The organism is Hydrogenophaga sp. (genome assembly GCF_048549895.1).
In the GTDB taxonomy this organism is placed as follows: domain Bacteria; phylum Pseudomonadota; class Gammaproteobacteria; order Burkholderiales; family Burkholderiaceae_C; genus Hydrogenophaga.
This window is the reverse complement of the sequence record NZ_JBLYYB010000032.1, coordinates 1-14,311: the sequence shown is the minus strand read 5'-3', so window position 1 is coordinate 14,311 and position 14,311 is coordinate 1. Positions and strand designations below refer to the sequence as shown.

Genomic DNA, 14,311 nt, shown 5'->3' with positions numbered 1-14,311 from the left:
TGAACTCGTCCGTGAAGCTCCTTCGGGTTCTTGTCATGCCTATCTCCTGAACACATCATGTCATTGGATGTGTCCGGGAAACTGGGGGAAGCCCAGAAGCGAGGTTTGGCCACATAATCTCCAGCCACGAGCCTAAGTTGTCAATCTCATAAATTGGCCTTGCAAAGTATAATCGTTGGTTACGCCCCCCTAAGATAGGCACGCAGCGCCCCTCAAGGGATTTCTACTGGATGGTTAGATTTCGATGAATTCAAGCATGCGCTACCTACATATAAAAAACGTTATAGCTAGCGCCGACTTCGCGACTGAGAACGGCGCTCTGTATCGTTACCGGCTTGAAGTAAAAAGGGCGGACCCACTACAGTCTTCAAGGACGGTTTGTGTCGTCATGCAGAACCCCAGTTACGCCGGGGAAGAACAGGCTGACAAGTCGGTACAGTTCCTGGAGAAAAACATCTTCGAACTCGGCCTGCCAGAGTTTACGAATGTCGGGCGCCTCATCGTGGTCAATCAGTTCGCTCGGGTACAGACGAACGACTTCGAAGGCCTGCCGGGAGATATTGGCTCAAGGAATGATCGAGCTATCGCTGCTGCCGTAGAGGAATCCGAGATCATCTTGGTCGCCTGGGGTTCTACGAATCGTTTCCATGAACGAAAAGAGCACATTCTCAATTTGATGAAACGGCAACACGGCAAGCGTTTTTACCAAACAAGGATGCATCCATCTCGAGGTCGATATGCCGACTTCATAATGCCACTTGAAATCTAAGGTTACGCTGAATAAGTATCCGAATTAGGCGGCCCGATGCTCAATGGACCGCTGACGCGGAGAAACAGCGCGATGTGGCCGCGTTCCCTGGCCCTACAGGCGGGCGCTTGAGCGCTTGGAGTGCGCAACGGGCGCACTCATCCCACGAGGCTGCCGCGCCAAGTAGATGTTGGCGAGACCCAGCACCACGAACGAACGCGCGGCGTTCTTCGCCAGGCCTCGGTGGCGCACCTTGGCAAAGCCCCAGAGCCGCTTGACCATGGCGAAGACATGTTCGACCCGGGCGAGGACTTTGGGCTTGTTGTGGTTCCTGAGCGCTCGACCTCGTCGATCTTGCCACCCCTGCGCACCCGCTGGTTGGTGAGGTCCCGAGCCCGGGGCGCCTTCGATTCGATCAACACCTTCTGGCTAGCGTAGGCGCTGTCGCCATACACACGCTGCTCGTTCCCGTGCAACTGCTCGGGCTGCGGGTGTTTGTCATGCACGTTGGCCGCCGTCACCACAGCGCTGGCGGTATTCGGCTGGGGCTGGGCAGCACGTTGAGCGGCGTCATCTAGGCAATGGTCACGCAATGCCGAAGGGCGTAGCGTGCTTTGGTCGGTGACTTGCCCTAGCTTGGCGTCAAGCCAAGATTTTGGGCATTGGAAGTGCCGGAGGGCAACTGATCTGCCTGTTCTGCTAATGACAGCGTGCCCGAAGCAAGTCGCCAGTACTGAGTGGTCTGAATGGTTCCCATGGTTCGGCCATTACTTTTGTACAGGGCGCGCGTGAGGGCGTTTAACGACTCGTACGTCTGCCCATCGCCCGCCCAAGTGAATCGCCCATCGCCCGCAAACGTCGCCTGTCGTTGTTCGGCCACGGTGATGTTCAGCGCTTTGAGCCGACCTTCGACCACCACGATCTGGGTGCCAATCATCAGCACGCCAGCGCTCTCCAGTAGGGCCACTGATCTTGCGCGCTTGGATGTGGCTTGCTTCTTCACGCTTTCCAGAGCCTTGGCACGCGCCTGGACCTGGTACTCCTCGGCTTGTGGAATGGGAATGATCTGGTCGAAATGAACCGCACGCTGTCCGGCCATCTCGTACAGGCCCACTTCGACGCACATGATGTACATGCCCGGCACACCTTCCTTCGTCGAGCCGAACATCTCGTTGAGCCACAGCACGGTAGTGGTGATCTCTTTGTTGAACTGACTCGATATCAGCACCATGCGGGGGATCTGGCTCAGCGCAACTTCTGAAGGATCACCTGCCCCCAAAAAATCGAGCAGTTCGATCTCCCATTCCTCGACCGTGATGCTTGAGCCCAGCTTGGTTCTGTACTTGAATCCGGCGTCAACAAGGTTGTCAAAGTCGCATACCGAGAGCATGGCCGCGTAGCGGATCGCCTGCAGTTCAGCGTGCGCAGCATCGTTGTCACGCTTGAACTCCATCACCCACAGATTGCGTTCGGTGTCGATTGCGAGGATGTCAAGGCGCCTTGTGCTGTCATGCCAACTGCTGAACTCAGTCGAGATGGTTTTCAGGTCTGGGAAGAAATCGGCGATGTTGGCGGCAACGAGGTCACGGATGTAGTTCTCTGTGATGCCGGCATCCTTGATGGAGATCTTCGGCACGCCCTGTGCTTTGGCTGTGGTGTTTGTCGGCAGAAGAAAAAAGGTCATGTGATGTCCAGATATTTCAGGGACGGCTCAGGGACGCAGTCACAGCGGCTCCAGCAAACCTGAATCGTTCGCCAGTCTGCCCAGCAAACGCTCCAAGGCCCCGGAAAGCACCGCTTCCCAAACCAAGCTGCCATAGCCATGACTCGCTCGCTCCGACCGAATCAGGGTGTGCACGTAGTGGCGTAGTTGCTTGAGGTCAAATCGCCCCATTTCTTCAGCAGGGCGTTGATTCACCGCGTTCAGGTCGACGTTGGGTCTGAGGTCCGAACAGACGAATCCGCACGCGTATGCGCCTTCGATGAAAAGCCGGTATTCGCGGCTTTCAGTGAATCTCTCCCAACCCTCTTGAGGTAAATCTGAGGTCGCTCTGACACCGAATTGCACCAACGCTCCTGAAATCAATTGCTCCAGCAAGGAGCAAAAATGCTGTCTCTGAAAGTCGTTGATCGCGGTTCTGCTCGATGGTGCACTTTGCTTGATGTAGGTTGTCACGGGGCGCGCCTCAGGTGCTGGAATCGAAGGTTTCTCGCTTTGGCCATCCATAGCTTGTCGGCCAGGGCAAGGACAAGTTTTTGCCAATGTGGTCTGCGCGAACAGTGCGTAGGGTACCCCTCAGCCTCGCCACGCGTACCGCACTTTTCCCTTAGGAACTCGTCTTTGGTCCGAGCAGATAGTATCTTTGAAGGCGATACCCAGCATGTCGGGGTAGACAACGAGGAAGTGTCCGATTCGGTCTTTCCCAGTCAAAGACGAGTGTAGGAATTCGCCCAATTCGCGTGACGCTTAGAAAGCGTTTCGGCTCGCTGCCAAGGCCCGGATAGGCTTGCACAAAAAAAGTGCCCAGCTTCGGAAAAACGGCATCTGTAAATGTGTCAAACGTCATCGGATCGTCTCTGGAACAAGACCTGCCCCACCTTGATCCGCACACCGCTCTGCACGCCCGGCACCAACTCCAGCCCGGGTGGTGTGAGCACGATGATGGTCGAGCCGTGTTCGAACCAGCCCATTTCTTCGCCCTTGCTCATGCTGGCTGCGCAGGGGATCACGTTGGGGCCGGGCCAGCGCAGGTGCAGCAACACATTGAGCCAGTGCAGGCGGATGCTGGCCACCAGCACCGCCGCCACCGGCACCAGGATCAGCGGGGCGTTGCCCAGTTCGCTCAGGCGGCATTCGATGACGGCGCGCTCGTTTTTGCAGAACAGGCGCTGCACGCGTTTGAGCGCGATGGGGTTGACGTTCCAGGTGTCGCCGCTGATGTAGGTGACCCGGTCCACGGCCAGTGTGTGCGGGGCGTGGAAGCGGTGGTACATGGCCGAGGTGAGGCGCAGGGTGGTGTAGCGCCCGCCCTGCATGCGCTGCGCCATGGCATCTGACCGCAGCAGTTCCCGCAGGGGGTACGGGAAGCCTTTGGCCTGCAGCACGTCGGTGCCCGTGATCGGCCCGCAGGCGCCCACGATGGCGTCGCTGGGGCTGCACAGCGTGGCGGGGTCGGCATCGAAGGGGCGCAGGCCCGGCTTGAGCTCGCGCGTGAAGCAGTCGTGCAGGCTGTCGAACCGCTGATGCTTGGCCTCGCTCAGGTCCAGATCGGTGAACAGCCGCCACACTGCGATCGACACTCGGGTGAGGACCGGGCTGCGGATGCGGCTGTACCAGCCCATGAAGCGCGTGGCGGCCACGCGCGGTATGCGGTTGGTGAGCAGGAAATTCAGGTCCTCGTTGAGCAGGAGTTTTTCGCGCCAGGCGGTGATGTTCATGGTTCTGTCAAAGCAGTGATCTACAAATGTCACACCTCCACTTTTCAGGTGTGTGTCAGATGTCCACCGCATGGGTTCTTTCCGCCGGCGCACTGGCCGCCGCCTTTCCGTGGGTGCATCAGCGCCTGCAGCTCTCGCGCGCCAAGCACCGTTCGCTGGCCGGGCATTCGTTCATGGCCAAGCGTCTGGCGCGCTGGGTGCCCGGCTACAGCTACACCGAAGACCGCTTCTTCGCGGTCGACGGCGCGTTGCCCGAGGTGGCGGCCCGGCGCAAGGCGGCTTTTTTTCGTTTGTCCGCAGCACTGACCGCCCGGGCACCGCAGGGACTGGCACTCACGGCGCAAATGCGCAGCGCCCTGCCCGACCTGCAGTTCACCGGCCGCTACCGCGTGCCGTTCCAGTTCAGCGAGCTGGTGCGCCAGCACCTGCCACTGCCTGCGTTCTGGGCGCATGCCGACGGCGTGGGAATGACCGACCTGGACGGCAACCACTGCCTGGACCTGACCGGCTCCTACGGCGTCAATGTGTTCGGCGTCGACTTCTACAAGGCCACCATGGCCGAGGGTGCCGAACTGGGTGCCACGCTGGGCCCGGTGCTCGGCGGCTACCACCCCTGCGTGGCCGACAACGTGGAGCGGCTGAAAGCCATCTCGGGCATGGACGCGGTGTCGTTCCACATGTCGGGCACCGAAGCCGTGATGCAGGCGGTGCGGCTGGCGCGCTACCACACCGGTCGCAGGAAGCTGGTGCGCTTTTGCGGCGCGTACCACGGCTGGTGGGACGACGTGCAGCCCGGCCCCGGCAACCCGATGCCCCCCGGCCACGCTTACACGCTCAAGGACATGGACGAGCGCAGCCTGCAGGTGCTGCGCACCCGCCAGGACATCGCGTGTGTGCTGGTCAACCCGCTGCAGGCCCTGCACCCCAACCGCAACGCGCCGGGTGATTCCACCGTGATGACCACACGCCACAGCGAACCCGCCGAGCGCGAGGTCTACGCACAGTGGCTGGCCAGTTTGCGCGAGGTGTGCACCCAGCGCGGCATTGCGCTGATCTTTGACGAGGTGTTTGTGGGGTTCCGGCTGGCGCGCGGCGGCGCGCAGGCGCACTACGGCGTGCAGGCCGACATGGTCACCTACGGCAAAACACTGGGGGGCGGCCTGCCGGTGGGTGTGGTGTGTGGCAAGACCGCGTGGATGCAACGGTTTCGCCCCGAGCGCCCGGCCGACATCTGCTTTGCCCGGGGCACCTTCAACGCGCACCCGTATGTGATGGGCGCGATGAACGCGTTTCTGCGGCGGCTGGACACGCCCGAGATTCAAGCCCTGTACGACGGGCTCGACGAGCGCTGGCACAACCACCTGAAGCACTTCAACCACGGCCTGCAGCAGGCCGGTGTGCCGGTGCGGGTGGCCGGGCTCTCCAGCATCTGGACGCTGAATTTCACCGTGCCTTCGCGCTACCACTGGATGCTGCAGTTCTACCTGCGCGAGCAAGGCCTGGCGCTGAGCTGGGTGGGCACGGGGCGCATGGTCTTCAGCCTCAACCACACCGGGCAGGACATGGCCGAGGTGCTGCGCCGCTGCGTGCTGGCCTGCCAGCAGATGCGCGCCGACGGCTGGTGGAGCACACCCGCCGGCACCACCGCGCGCGACTTGCAGCGCAGCGTACTCAAGGAGATGTGGCGCGCCCGGTGGAGCGGACGCGCCTGAAGGAACCCAACCGGCGTCAGCCGCCGCGGGGTCCGGGCTCCAGCCATTCGCCGCGCAGCAGTTGCAGCGGTGCGCGGTGGTAGAGCTTGATGTCGTGGAACGGGTCGGTCACTATCTTCACGGCCCACACCAGGCCGGTGCGCAGGTCCTTCAACACCCACAGCTGCAACACCCGCAGTGCCAGGCCGCCCACGCCCACCCACAGCCACATCCAGCCCACGTTGTGCAACAGCCCTGGCCAGTCGGTGTGGGGCACCATGAGCCCGAACAAACCGGGCTCCACCACCAGCAACAGCGGTGAGGCCGCCCACACCAGCATCAGCACCACCTTGCGCTGCAGGTTGTAGCCCACCTTCACGGCTTCCTTGTATTCGTGCGTGGCCTGGTTGATCTCGTCGAAGCCCTTGGGCTCAAAGAAAAAATGCCCGGCCTGGCGGCTCACCATCGACACCAGCCACGCCACCAGCGCGGCCAGGGCCGGGTCGGTGAACAGCAGGGCATAGGCCACCAGAAAACTCAGCGCGCTGAGCAGGTGCAGGCTCTGGTTGATGCGGCTGTGGTGGTAGTAGCGGTGGTCGTCCCAGCGCTGGGTCTCGAGTTCTTTGAGCAAGGTGTTCACGCAATTCCTCTCATGGGGTCACGGTCCCTTCACGATGAAGGGCTCAACGTGCCATGCTCGGCGGCCAAAATGAAAGCGTGGTGACAGCACCGCTGTCACACAGCTGTTATGGCGAGCGATGAACATGACCGGCATGAACACCTCCGACGCGTGCGAAGCCCTGCTGGTGGAACACCTCCCCGTGCCGCGACCCAGCTTGCGGGTGGCGGTGGTCACCGAAACCTACCCGCCCGAGGTCAATGGCGTAGCGGTCACGCTGCAGCAGCTGGTGCTGCGGTTGCAGGCCAGCAACCACCAGATCCAGCTGATACGGCCCAGGCAGCCGCTGGACCACAAAGAGCGCCAGGCTGGCGCAGACGAACTGCTCGTGCGCGGGCTGGAGATTCCCCGCTACCCGCAGTTGCGCCTGGGCATGCCGATGAAGCGCGCCCTGGTGGCGCAGTGGAGCCGCCAGCGGCCCGACCTGGTGCACGTGGCCACCGAAGGGCCGCTGGGCTGGTCGGCGGTGCAGGCGGCGCGCCAGCTGCGGCTGCCGCTGAGCACCGACTTCCGGACCAACTTTCACGCCTACAGCCAGCACTACGGCATCGGCTGGCTGCGCAAGCCGATCGCGGCCTACCTGCGCAAGTTCCACAACCTTGCGGACTGCACGATGGTGCCGTCCAGCGACCTGCTGCAAGACCTGTGCGCGCAGGGCTTCGAGCGGCTGATGGTGGTGGCCCGCGGCGTGGATGCCGCCCGGTTTTCTCCGGTGCACCGCAGCGAAGCCCTGCGCGCGCAGTGGGGCGTGGCGCCCGACCAGCCGGTGTTGCTCTCGGTCGGCCGGCTGGCCCGCGAAAAAAACCTCGACCTGCTGGTGCGCTGCTGGCAGGCCATGCACGCCCGGCAGCCCGATCTGAAACTGGTGGTGGTGGGCGACGGCCCTTCTCGCAACGCGCTGGCACAGGCCTGCCCCGAAGCGCTGCTGGTGGGCGCCCAGAGCGGTGACGAACTGGCCCGCCACTACGCCAGCGCCGACCTCTTCGTCTTCCCCAGCGTGACCGAGACCTACGGCAACGTCACGCCCGAAGCCCTGGCCAGCGGCCTGGCGGTGCTGGCCTTTGACTACGCGGCCGCAGCCGAACTGATCCGCCACGGCGACAACGGCCTGCTGGCACCGCGAGGCGACGAAGCCGCGTTCTTGAGCAGCGCCATGGACATGGTGAACAAACCGGCGCTGGTGCAGCGCCTGCGCGAACGCGGACGCGCCACCACACTCACGCAGGACTGGGGGCAGATTGCGCGCCAGGTTGAAGCCGTCTGGCACCAACTGCTGACCGTGAGCCCACCGGCTGCACAGGCTTGAGAACACCGCGCCGCCCGATGCCCTGGTAGACAAAACCGAGCGTGTCCATGAGCGCCGGGTCGTAGAGGTTGCGGCCGTCGAAGATCAACCGCCCACGCATGCAGCGCGCCATGGCGTCGAAGTCGGGGTTGTGGAAACACTTCCACTCGGTGAGCACGAGCAGCGCGTCCACACCGGCCAGCGCGCCGAGCGGTGAATCGGCAAACGTCAGGCCCTCCACCTCGCCCACCGGGCGCCCCAGGTCGGCGCTGAGTGCACGCTGCGCCTCGCTGGATGCCACCGGGTCGTGCACCAGCACCTCGGCACCCCGGCTGAGCAGTTCGGGGATCACGACGCGGCTGGGCGCGTCGCGCATGTCGTCGGTGTTGGGCTTGAAGGCCAGCCCCCACACCCCCAGGCGCAGCCCGCGCAGGTCGGCACCGAAGTGCGCACAGACGCGCTCGACCAGCACATGCTTCTGGCGCCGGTTCACCGCCTCGGTGGCCTCCACGATGCCCATGTGCAGACCGTGCGCCGCCGCGGCATGGACCAGTGCGCGCGTGTCCTTGGGGAAACAGCTGCCGCCGTAGCCGGTGCCCGCGTAGAGGAAGCTGTGGCCGATGCGCGAGTCCGACCCGATGCCCCGGCGAACCGCATCGATGTCGGCGCCCAGGGCGTCGGCGAGGTGGGCCATTTCGTTCATGAACGAGATCCGCGTGGCCAGCATCGCGTTGGCCGCGTACTTGGTCAGCTCGGCGCTGGCCACGTCCATCCACAGGCTGCGCTCGTGGTGCCGGTTGAACGGGGCGTAGAGCCGGGTCATCAGGCGCCGCGCGGCTTCACCCGCTTCACCCGCCGGCAGGCCGATGACGATGCGGTCGGGGTGCATGAAGTCGTCCAGCGCTGCGCCTTCCTTGAGGAACTCGGGGTTGGACACCACTGCGAAGTCCAGCGCATCGAGGCCGCGTTCAGCCAGCGCGCTGCGCAAGGCCTGCTCCACGCGCCGCCCGGTGCCCACCGGCACGGTGGATTTGTTGACCACGACCTTGAAGTCGCTCATGTGCTGACCGATCTGCGCGGCCACCGCCAGCACATGCTGCAGATCGGCCGATCCGTCTTCCTGCGGCGGCGTGCCCACCGCAATGAAGATCACCTCGGCATGCCGCACGGCCACCGCCATCGAGGTGGTGAAGCGCAGGCGCTGGCCGTGGCCGTTGCGCTGCAGAAGAACATCAAGCCCGGGCTCGAAGATCGGCACCCCGCCCGCTTGCAGCACCGCGATGCGGCCGTGATCACGGTCCACACACACCACGTCGTTGCCCAGCTCTGCCAGACAGGTCGCGGTGACCAGCCCCACATACCCAGCACCCACCACTGCGATCTTCATGGCCGTTCTCCATTGGTTGGAGACGATGCTGCGGCCCGCAGATGAAGCGGCGTTGGCAAGGCGATGACAGATGCGTGAAACGGCGGGGGCGGTTCGAGCTCGGGTGGCTGTGCGCGCAGGGCTGGATGAACTGGCGTGCATTCCTCACCCTTTTCATCCTTTGACGAATGCGTCGGGGCGTTGATAGTCAAGGAACTCTCTACTGCAAAGCCCGAATGACGCAACAAGAAACGCTCTCCACAAGGCTGTCGGTCCTCGCTCCGCTTGTCTGCGCCTTCCCATTTTTTGTCTCTGCGCCCGCCGTGTGGGCGCAGCAGACGCCGAGCGCCGGCAGCCAGCTTCAACAAATCCCGCAACCACCCGGTTTGCCGCCCAAGGCGCCTGACATCCGCATCGAGCAGGGCCAACAGGACCTGTTGCCCTCGTCCGACCAGACCAGCATTCGGGTAGACACCCTGCGCATCACCGGGACGCAGGCGTTCACCGAGGCCGAGCTGATTGAGGCCAGCGGCTTCAAGCCGCAAGGCCTGATGACCCTGGCCGACCTGCGCAGCCTGGCCGACCGCGTGTCCGGCCACTACCGTGCGCGAGGCTATTTCGTCGCCCAGGCCTACCTGCCCGCGCAGGACATCAAGGACGGCCTGGTCACGCTGGCCGTGCTGGAGGGCCGTTACGGTGCGGTCACGATCCGCAACGAATCACGACTCAAAGACAGCGTCGCCAGCAGCCTGATGGAGCCGGCGCCCAACGACGCCGTCACCATTGCGCCGCTGGAGCGCAGCCTGCTGCTGCTGGCCGACCTTCCGGGCGTGCAGGTGCGATCCACTCTCACGCCTGGTGCCTCGGTGGGCAGCTCGGACCTGGTGCTTGACGTGGTGCCCGGGTCCCGGGTGTCCGGCAGCGTTGATGGCGACAACCACGGCAACCGCTACACCGGCCGCGGCCGCATCGGCGGCACGCTCAACGTGAACAACCCCTTGGGCCACGGCGATGTGGCAAGCCTGCGCCTGCTGAGCTCGGGCAAAGGCCTGAACTACGCCCGCGCCGCTTACCAGGTGCAGGTCGGGCGCGGGAAAGTCGGCGTGGCCTACGCCCACCTCGACCACAGCCTCGGCAAGGAATTTGACAGCCTGCAGGCCCACGGGAAGGCCAGCATCACCAGCGTCTACGGCAGCTACCCGCTGCTGCGCTCGCGCCAGACCAACCTGTCTGTGCAGCTGGCCTTTGACAGCAAACGCCTGCACGACCAGGTGGACACCACCAACACCAGCCAGAAGAAAAGGGCCCGGGTGCTCATGCTGAGCCTCCAGGGCGACCACCGCGACAGCTTTGCCGGCGGGGCCTTCAACACCTACAGCCTCACGGCAACGGCAGGCCACATCAACCTGCAGGACCCGGCTGTCAAAGCGGCCGACGCCTCCACCGCCAGAACACAAGGCTCCTACGGCAAGCTGGGCTTCAACCTGGCCCGTCTGCAAAGCGCCGGTGCCTCAACCCAGTTCCATGCAGCAGCCAGCGGGCAGCTGGCCTCCAGAAACCTGGACGTCTCTGAAAAGATGTCATTGGGCGGTGCCAACGCCGTGCGCGCCTACCCGGAGGGCGAGAGTTACGCCGACCAAGGTTTTGTGCTCACGCTGGAGGCGCGATACACCTTGCCTGCGGCCAGCACCGTGCCGGGACAAGTTCAACTGGTCGGTTTCGTCGACACAGGCGCTGTGACCCTCAACCGCAACCCGTGGGTTGCCGGCACCAACACCCGCAAGCTCAGCGGCGCCGGCGTCGGCCTGAACTGGTCGGTCGGCCCTGACTTTTTCATCAAGGCCTTTTACGCACACAAGGTGGGGTCCGAGGCCGCCACCTCGGCGCCCGACGCCAACGGCCGATTCTGGATACAAGGCGTGAAGTACTTCCAATGAACCACATCTACCGCTCCGTCTGGAACAACAGCACCGCCACCTGCGTGGCCACCGCAGAAACCACGAAAAACAGTGGCAACAAGGTGTCGTCCAACACCGGTCCATTGCACGCAGGTCGCTGGGCGCTCAAAGCCCTGGCGGTCTCGCTCTGGCTGGCCTACGCGGCGAGCGCCTCGGCGCTTCCGCAGGCCGGCGAGGTCGCGGCCGGCAGCGCCAGCGTGACTGTCGCGCCGGGCAAGCTGACCATCGTGCAGGGCAGCCCGAGCGCGGTGCTGAACTGGCAAAGCTTCAGCATCGGCGCTGGCGAAGCCGTGCAGTTCGTGCAGCCGAGTGCCAACGCGGTGGCGCTCAACCGCGTGGTCGGCACAGACCCGTCCACCATCCTGGGCAGCCTGTCGTCCAACGGCAAGGTCTTCCTGGTCAACCCCAACGGCATCCTGTTCGGCAAGGGCGCTTCGGTCAGCGTGGGCGGCCTGGTGGCCTCCACGCTCAACCTCACCGACGACGACTTCATGGCTGGGCGCTACACGTTCTCGGGCAGCAGCACCCAGGCGGTGCGCAATCAGGGAACGCTCAACGCGCCGGGTGGCTATGTCGCCTTGCTGGGCGCCCACGTGAGCAATGACGGCGTGATCGCCGCGCGCATGGGCTCGGTGTCACTGGCCGGCGGTCAGGCCATCACGCTCGATGTGGCCGGTGACGGCTTGCTCAACATCCAGATTGACCAGGGGGCGGTCAATGCGCTGGTCAGCAACGGCGGACTGATCCAGGCCGACGGCGGCCATGTGCTGATGACGGCCCAGGCCGCCGGCCAACTGCTCAAGACGGTGGTCAACAACACCGGCGTGATCCAGGCGCAATCGCTGGTCAACCACAACGGCAGCATCAAGCTGCTGGGCGACATGCAGAGCGGCACGGTCAACGCAGCCGGCACGCTGGACGCCAGTGCGCCGGCCGGTGGCGATGGCGGCTTCATCGAGACCTCGGCCGCGCACGTGAACATCAACGACACGCTCAAGGTCACGACGGCGGCAACAGCGCATGGTTTGACCGGCAACTGGCTGATCGATCCGACCGACTACACCATCGCGGCCTCCGGCGGCGACCAGACCGGCGCGTTCTACACCACCGCCCTGCAGACCAGCAACGTCAGCATCGCGACCGTCGCCACCGGCGCCGGTCTCGGTGACATCAACGTCAACGACACGATTGCCTGGTCGGCCAACAAGCTGACCCTCACCGCGCACAACAACATCCACATCAACCAGCCGCTGCGCGGCTCCGGCACGGCCAGCCTGGCGCTCGAATACGGCCAGGGCGCTGGCGCGGCGGGCAACACCGCCACGTACAACGTGAAGGCCGCCATCGACCTGCCATCGGGCCAGAATTTCAGCACCAGGCTCGGCAGCGACACCGCATTGCCGACGGTCTACACCGTGATCAACAGCCTGGGCGACCCGACCAGCAGCAGCGGGGTCGACCTGCAGGGCATGTCCGGCGATCTGGCCGGCAAATACGTCCTCGGCAGCAACGTCGATGCGAGCGCGAGCGCCGGATGGAACTCGGGGATGGGCTTCACGCCCGTCGGCACGGCCGGCTCGCCGTTTGCCGGCGTCTTTGATGGTCTGGGCCACACCGTTTCCCATCTGAAGCTCCGGCTTGCCTACGGTGCCGACAGTTCTTCCACGGTTTCAGGATTGTTCGGCTCGACCGCCACCAACGCGCGAATCCGCAACGTTGGACTGGTGAACGTCGGTTCGTACACATCCGGGTGGGGCAATGAAGGCCGGGTGGGAGCGCTGGTCGGCATCAACCGGGGCGCCATCAACAACAGTTACGCCACGGGCACTGTGGTGGGCAACACCTATCTGGGTGGACTGGTTGGCCTGAACCAAAGCACGGGGACCATCAACAACAGCTACTTCTCGGGCTCGGCTGTCGCGGGCAACCGCCTGGGTGGTTTGGTCGGCGTGAACGAGGGCAGCATTGCGAACACTTACAGCACCGGGGAGGTCAGAAGCTCCGCGTACCAGGACCTGATTGGCGGCTTGGTCGGGCACAACAACGGCGGCACCATCAGCACGAGCTATGCCTCTGCCGAGGTGTCCAATGCCGATCCAGGTTCCATGGGAAGCCTGGTCGGCTACAACAACGGCTCCGTCAGCAGCAGCCACTGGAACGTCGACGTCGGCGCGCCCCCTGGCATCGCCGGGGGTACGACGACCGGGGCCACCGGGTTGACCTCCACCCAGATGAAGCAACAGGCCAACTTCGTCGGATGGGACTTCGCCAACACCTGGCTCAGCCAGGCGGGGCTGGTCGACCCATTGCTGCGTGCCTTCATGGCGCCACTGACCGTGAAAGCCAATGACGCGACCATGACGTACAACGGCGGCCCTTACGTCGGCGCGGGCGGTGTGACCTACTCAAGCCCACCCAACGCCAGCTTGTTGGGCACCGTGACCTACGGCAGCCTGTCCCAGAACCCTTTGGACGTCGGCATCTACACCTTGACCCCGGGCGGACTCCATTCCTCCCAGCACGGCTACATCATCAGCTATGCCAGCGGCACGCTCACGGTCAACGCGCCAAGCGTGAACTTGGGTGGCAACCCTGCCCTGGCCAACACCGGCAGCAGGCTGGGCATGGCGATCATCAGCGGTGCCAACATGACGCGCACGCAACCCGCAGGGGTCAGCGACCTTTTGCTGACTGGACACATCGAAGCCCTTTCACCATCGGGCAACACCGCCGGATTGAACCTCACCGTGGTGGGAACAGGCATCAAGTCGCCGCCGGGCATCGACATTCCTCAACCCGCCAAGCCGATCACCAGCGCCGCTGGCGACAAGACCGCCACCGCCGCATTGCCCACCTGTCCCTTGAACGGGTGCTTCGCAAACCCCACCCAGTGACCGCCGCCCGCCAGCGCCAGCACCACCTCGTCTTGCCGGGCACCGGGCGCGCAGCGCTCGATACGACCCACGAGCGCATCAGCGCCGGTTTTTGAGTTCGCCAGCGACACCTCCACCGCCGTGGCCTTGCACAAGACCAGCACGGCCAGGCCGGGTGTGAGGCCCAGCAGATCTGCGCTTTCCTGCGTGATGCTGGACACCAGTTGTGCGCCGCCCTTTGTCACCAGTGTCACCTCCAGCATCGGGTCACCC

Annotated in this window: 11 protein-coding genes and 1 pseudogene; 5 read left to right on the top strand and 7 right to left on the bottom strand. The window is 64.2% G+C overall.

The features are described from left to right. Positions 1-244 precede the first annotated feature (244 nt). Positions 245-769, top strand: coding sequence for a DUF1643 domain-containing protein (locus tag ACN4F8_RS02800; RefSeq protein WP_419472198.1), 525 nt, complete (start codon positions 245-247; stop codon positions 767-769). Positions 770-862: 93 nt separating this feature from the next. Here ACN4F8_RS02800 and ACN4F8_RS02795 read toward each other — a convergent pair. The 4 genes and pseudogenes from ACN4F8_RS02795 to asd all read right to left on the bottom strand — a co-directional run. Continuing rightward, a pseudogene (locus tag ACN4F8_RS02795) lies at positions 863-1,278 on the bottom strand (transposase); the annotation flags it as partial. Between the two features lie 101 nt (positions 1,279-1,379). After that, positions 1,380-2,432, bottom strand: a complete 1,053-nt coding sequence (locus ACN4F8_RS02790) for a hypothetical protein (RefSeq protein WP_419472197.1) — start codon at positions 2,430-2,432, stop codon at positions 1,380-1,382. A 39-nt stretch (positions 2,433-2,471) separates the two neighbouring features. Then, on the bottom strand, positions 2,472-2,924 hold the full coding sequence (locus ACN4F8_RS02785) for a hypothetical protein (RefSeq protein ID WP_419472196.1): 453 nt from the start codon (positions 2,922-2,924) through the stop codon (positions 2,472-2,474). A 380-nt stretch (positions 2,925-3,304) separates the two neighbouring features. Then, positions 3,305-4,186, bottom strand: a complete 882-nt coding sequence (gene asd, locus ACN4F8_RS02780) for an archaetidylserine decarboxylase (RefSeq protein ID WP_419472195.1) — start codon at positions 4,184-4,186, stop codon at positions 3,305-3,307. Between the two features lie 59 nt (positions 4,187-4,245). Here asd and ACN4F8_RS02775 point away from each other — a divergent pair, with 59 nt between their 5' ends. Continuing rightward, on the top strand, positions 4,246-5,898 hold the full coding sequence (locus tag ACN4F8_RS02775; RefSeq protein WP_419472194.1) for an aminotransferase class III-fold pyridoxal phosphate-dependent enzyme: 1,653 nt from the start codon (positions 4,246-4,248) through the stop codon (positions 5,896-5,898). 16 nt (positions 5,899-5,914) lie between these two features. Here ACN4F8_RS02775 and ACN4F8_RS02770 read toward each other — a convergent pair whose 3' ends face one another. Further along, entirely contained in the window at positions 5,915-6,517 is a 603-nt protein-coding gene (locus ACN4F8_RS02770) for a hypothetical protein (protein ID WP_419472193.1), read from the bottom strand. Positions 6,518-6,650: 133 nt separating this feature from the next. On the opposite strand from ACN4F8_RS02770, the gene ACN4F8_RS02765 reads away from it, so the two are divergent. After that, positions 6,651-7,862 (top strand): glycosyltransferase family 4 protein, encoded by a 1,212-nt coding sequence (locus ACN4F8_RS02765; protein WP_419472192.1) that lies wholly within the window; start codon positions 6,651-6,653, stop codon positions 7,860-7,862. On the opposite strand, the gene ACN4F8_RS02760 is transcribed toward ACN4F8_RS02765, so the two are convergent. Beyond that, complete coding sequence (locus tag ACN4F8_RS02760; RefSeq protein WP_419472191.1) at positions 7,774-9,228, bottom strand: UDP-glucose dehydrogenase family protein; 1,455 nt, start codon at positions 9,226-9,228, stop codon at positions 7,774-7,776. The two genes, ACN4F8_RS02765 and ACN4F8_RS02760, sit on opposite strands and share 89 nt — an antisense overlap. A gap of 215 nt (positions 9,229-9,443) precedes the next feature. On the opposite strand from ACN4F8_RS02760, the gene ACN4F8_RS02755 reads away from it, so the two are divergent. Further along, positions 9,444-11,144: a ShlB/FhaC/HecB family hemolysin secretion/activation protein gene (locus ACN4F8_RS02755; protein ID WP_419472190.1), complete on the top strand. Its 1,701-nt coding sequence runs from the start codon at positions 9,444-9,446 to the stop codon at positions 11,142-11,144. Further along, positions 11,141-14,059: a filamentous hemagglutinin N-terminal domain-containing protein gene (locus tag ACN4F8_RS02750; protein WP_419472189.1), complete on the top strand. Its 2,919-nt coding sequence runs from the start codon at positions 11,141-11,143 to the stop codon at positions 14,057-14,059. The genes ACN4F8_RS02755 and ACN4F8_RS02750 overlap by 4 nt, the downstream gene beginning before the upstream one ends. Here the strand turns inward: ACN4F8_RS02750 and ACN4F8_RS02745 are convergent. Next, positions 13,957-14,311 (bottom strand): TOBE domain-containing protein (locus tag ACN4F8_RS02745; RefSeq protein ID WP_419472188.1); only part of this gene is annotated, 355 nt, incomplete at its 5' end. The genes ACN4F8_RS02750 and ACN4F8_RS02745 overlap by 103 nt on opposite strands.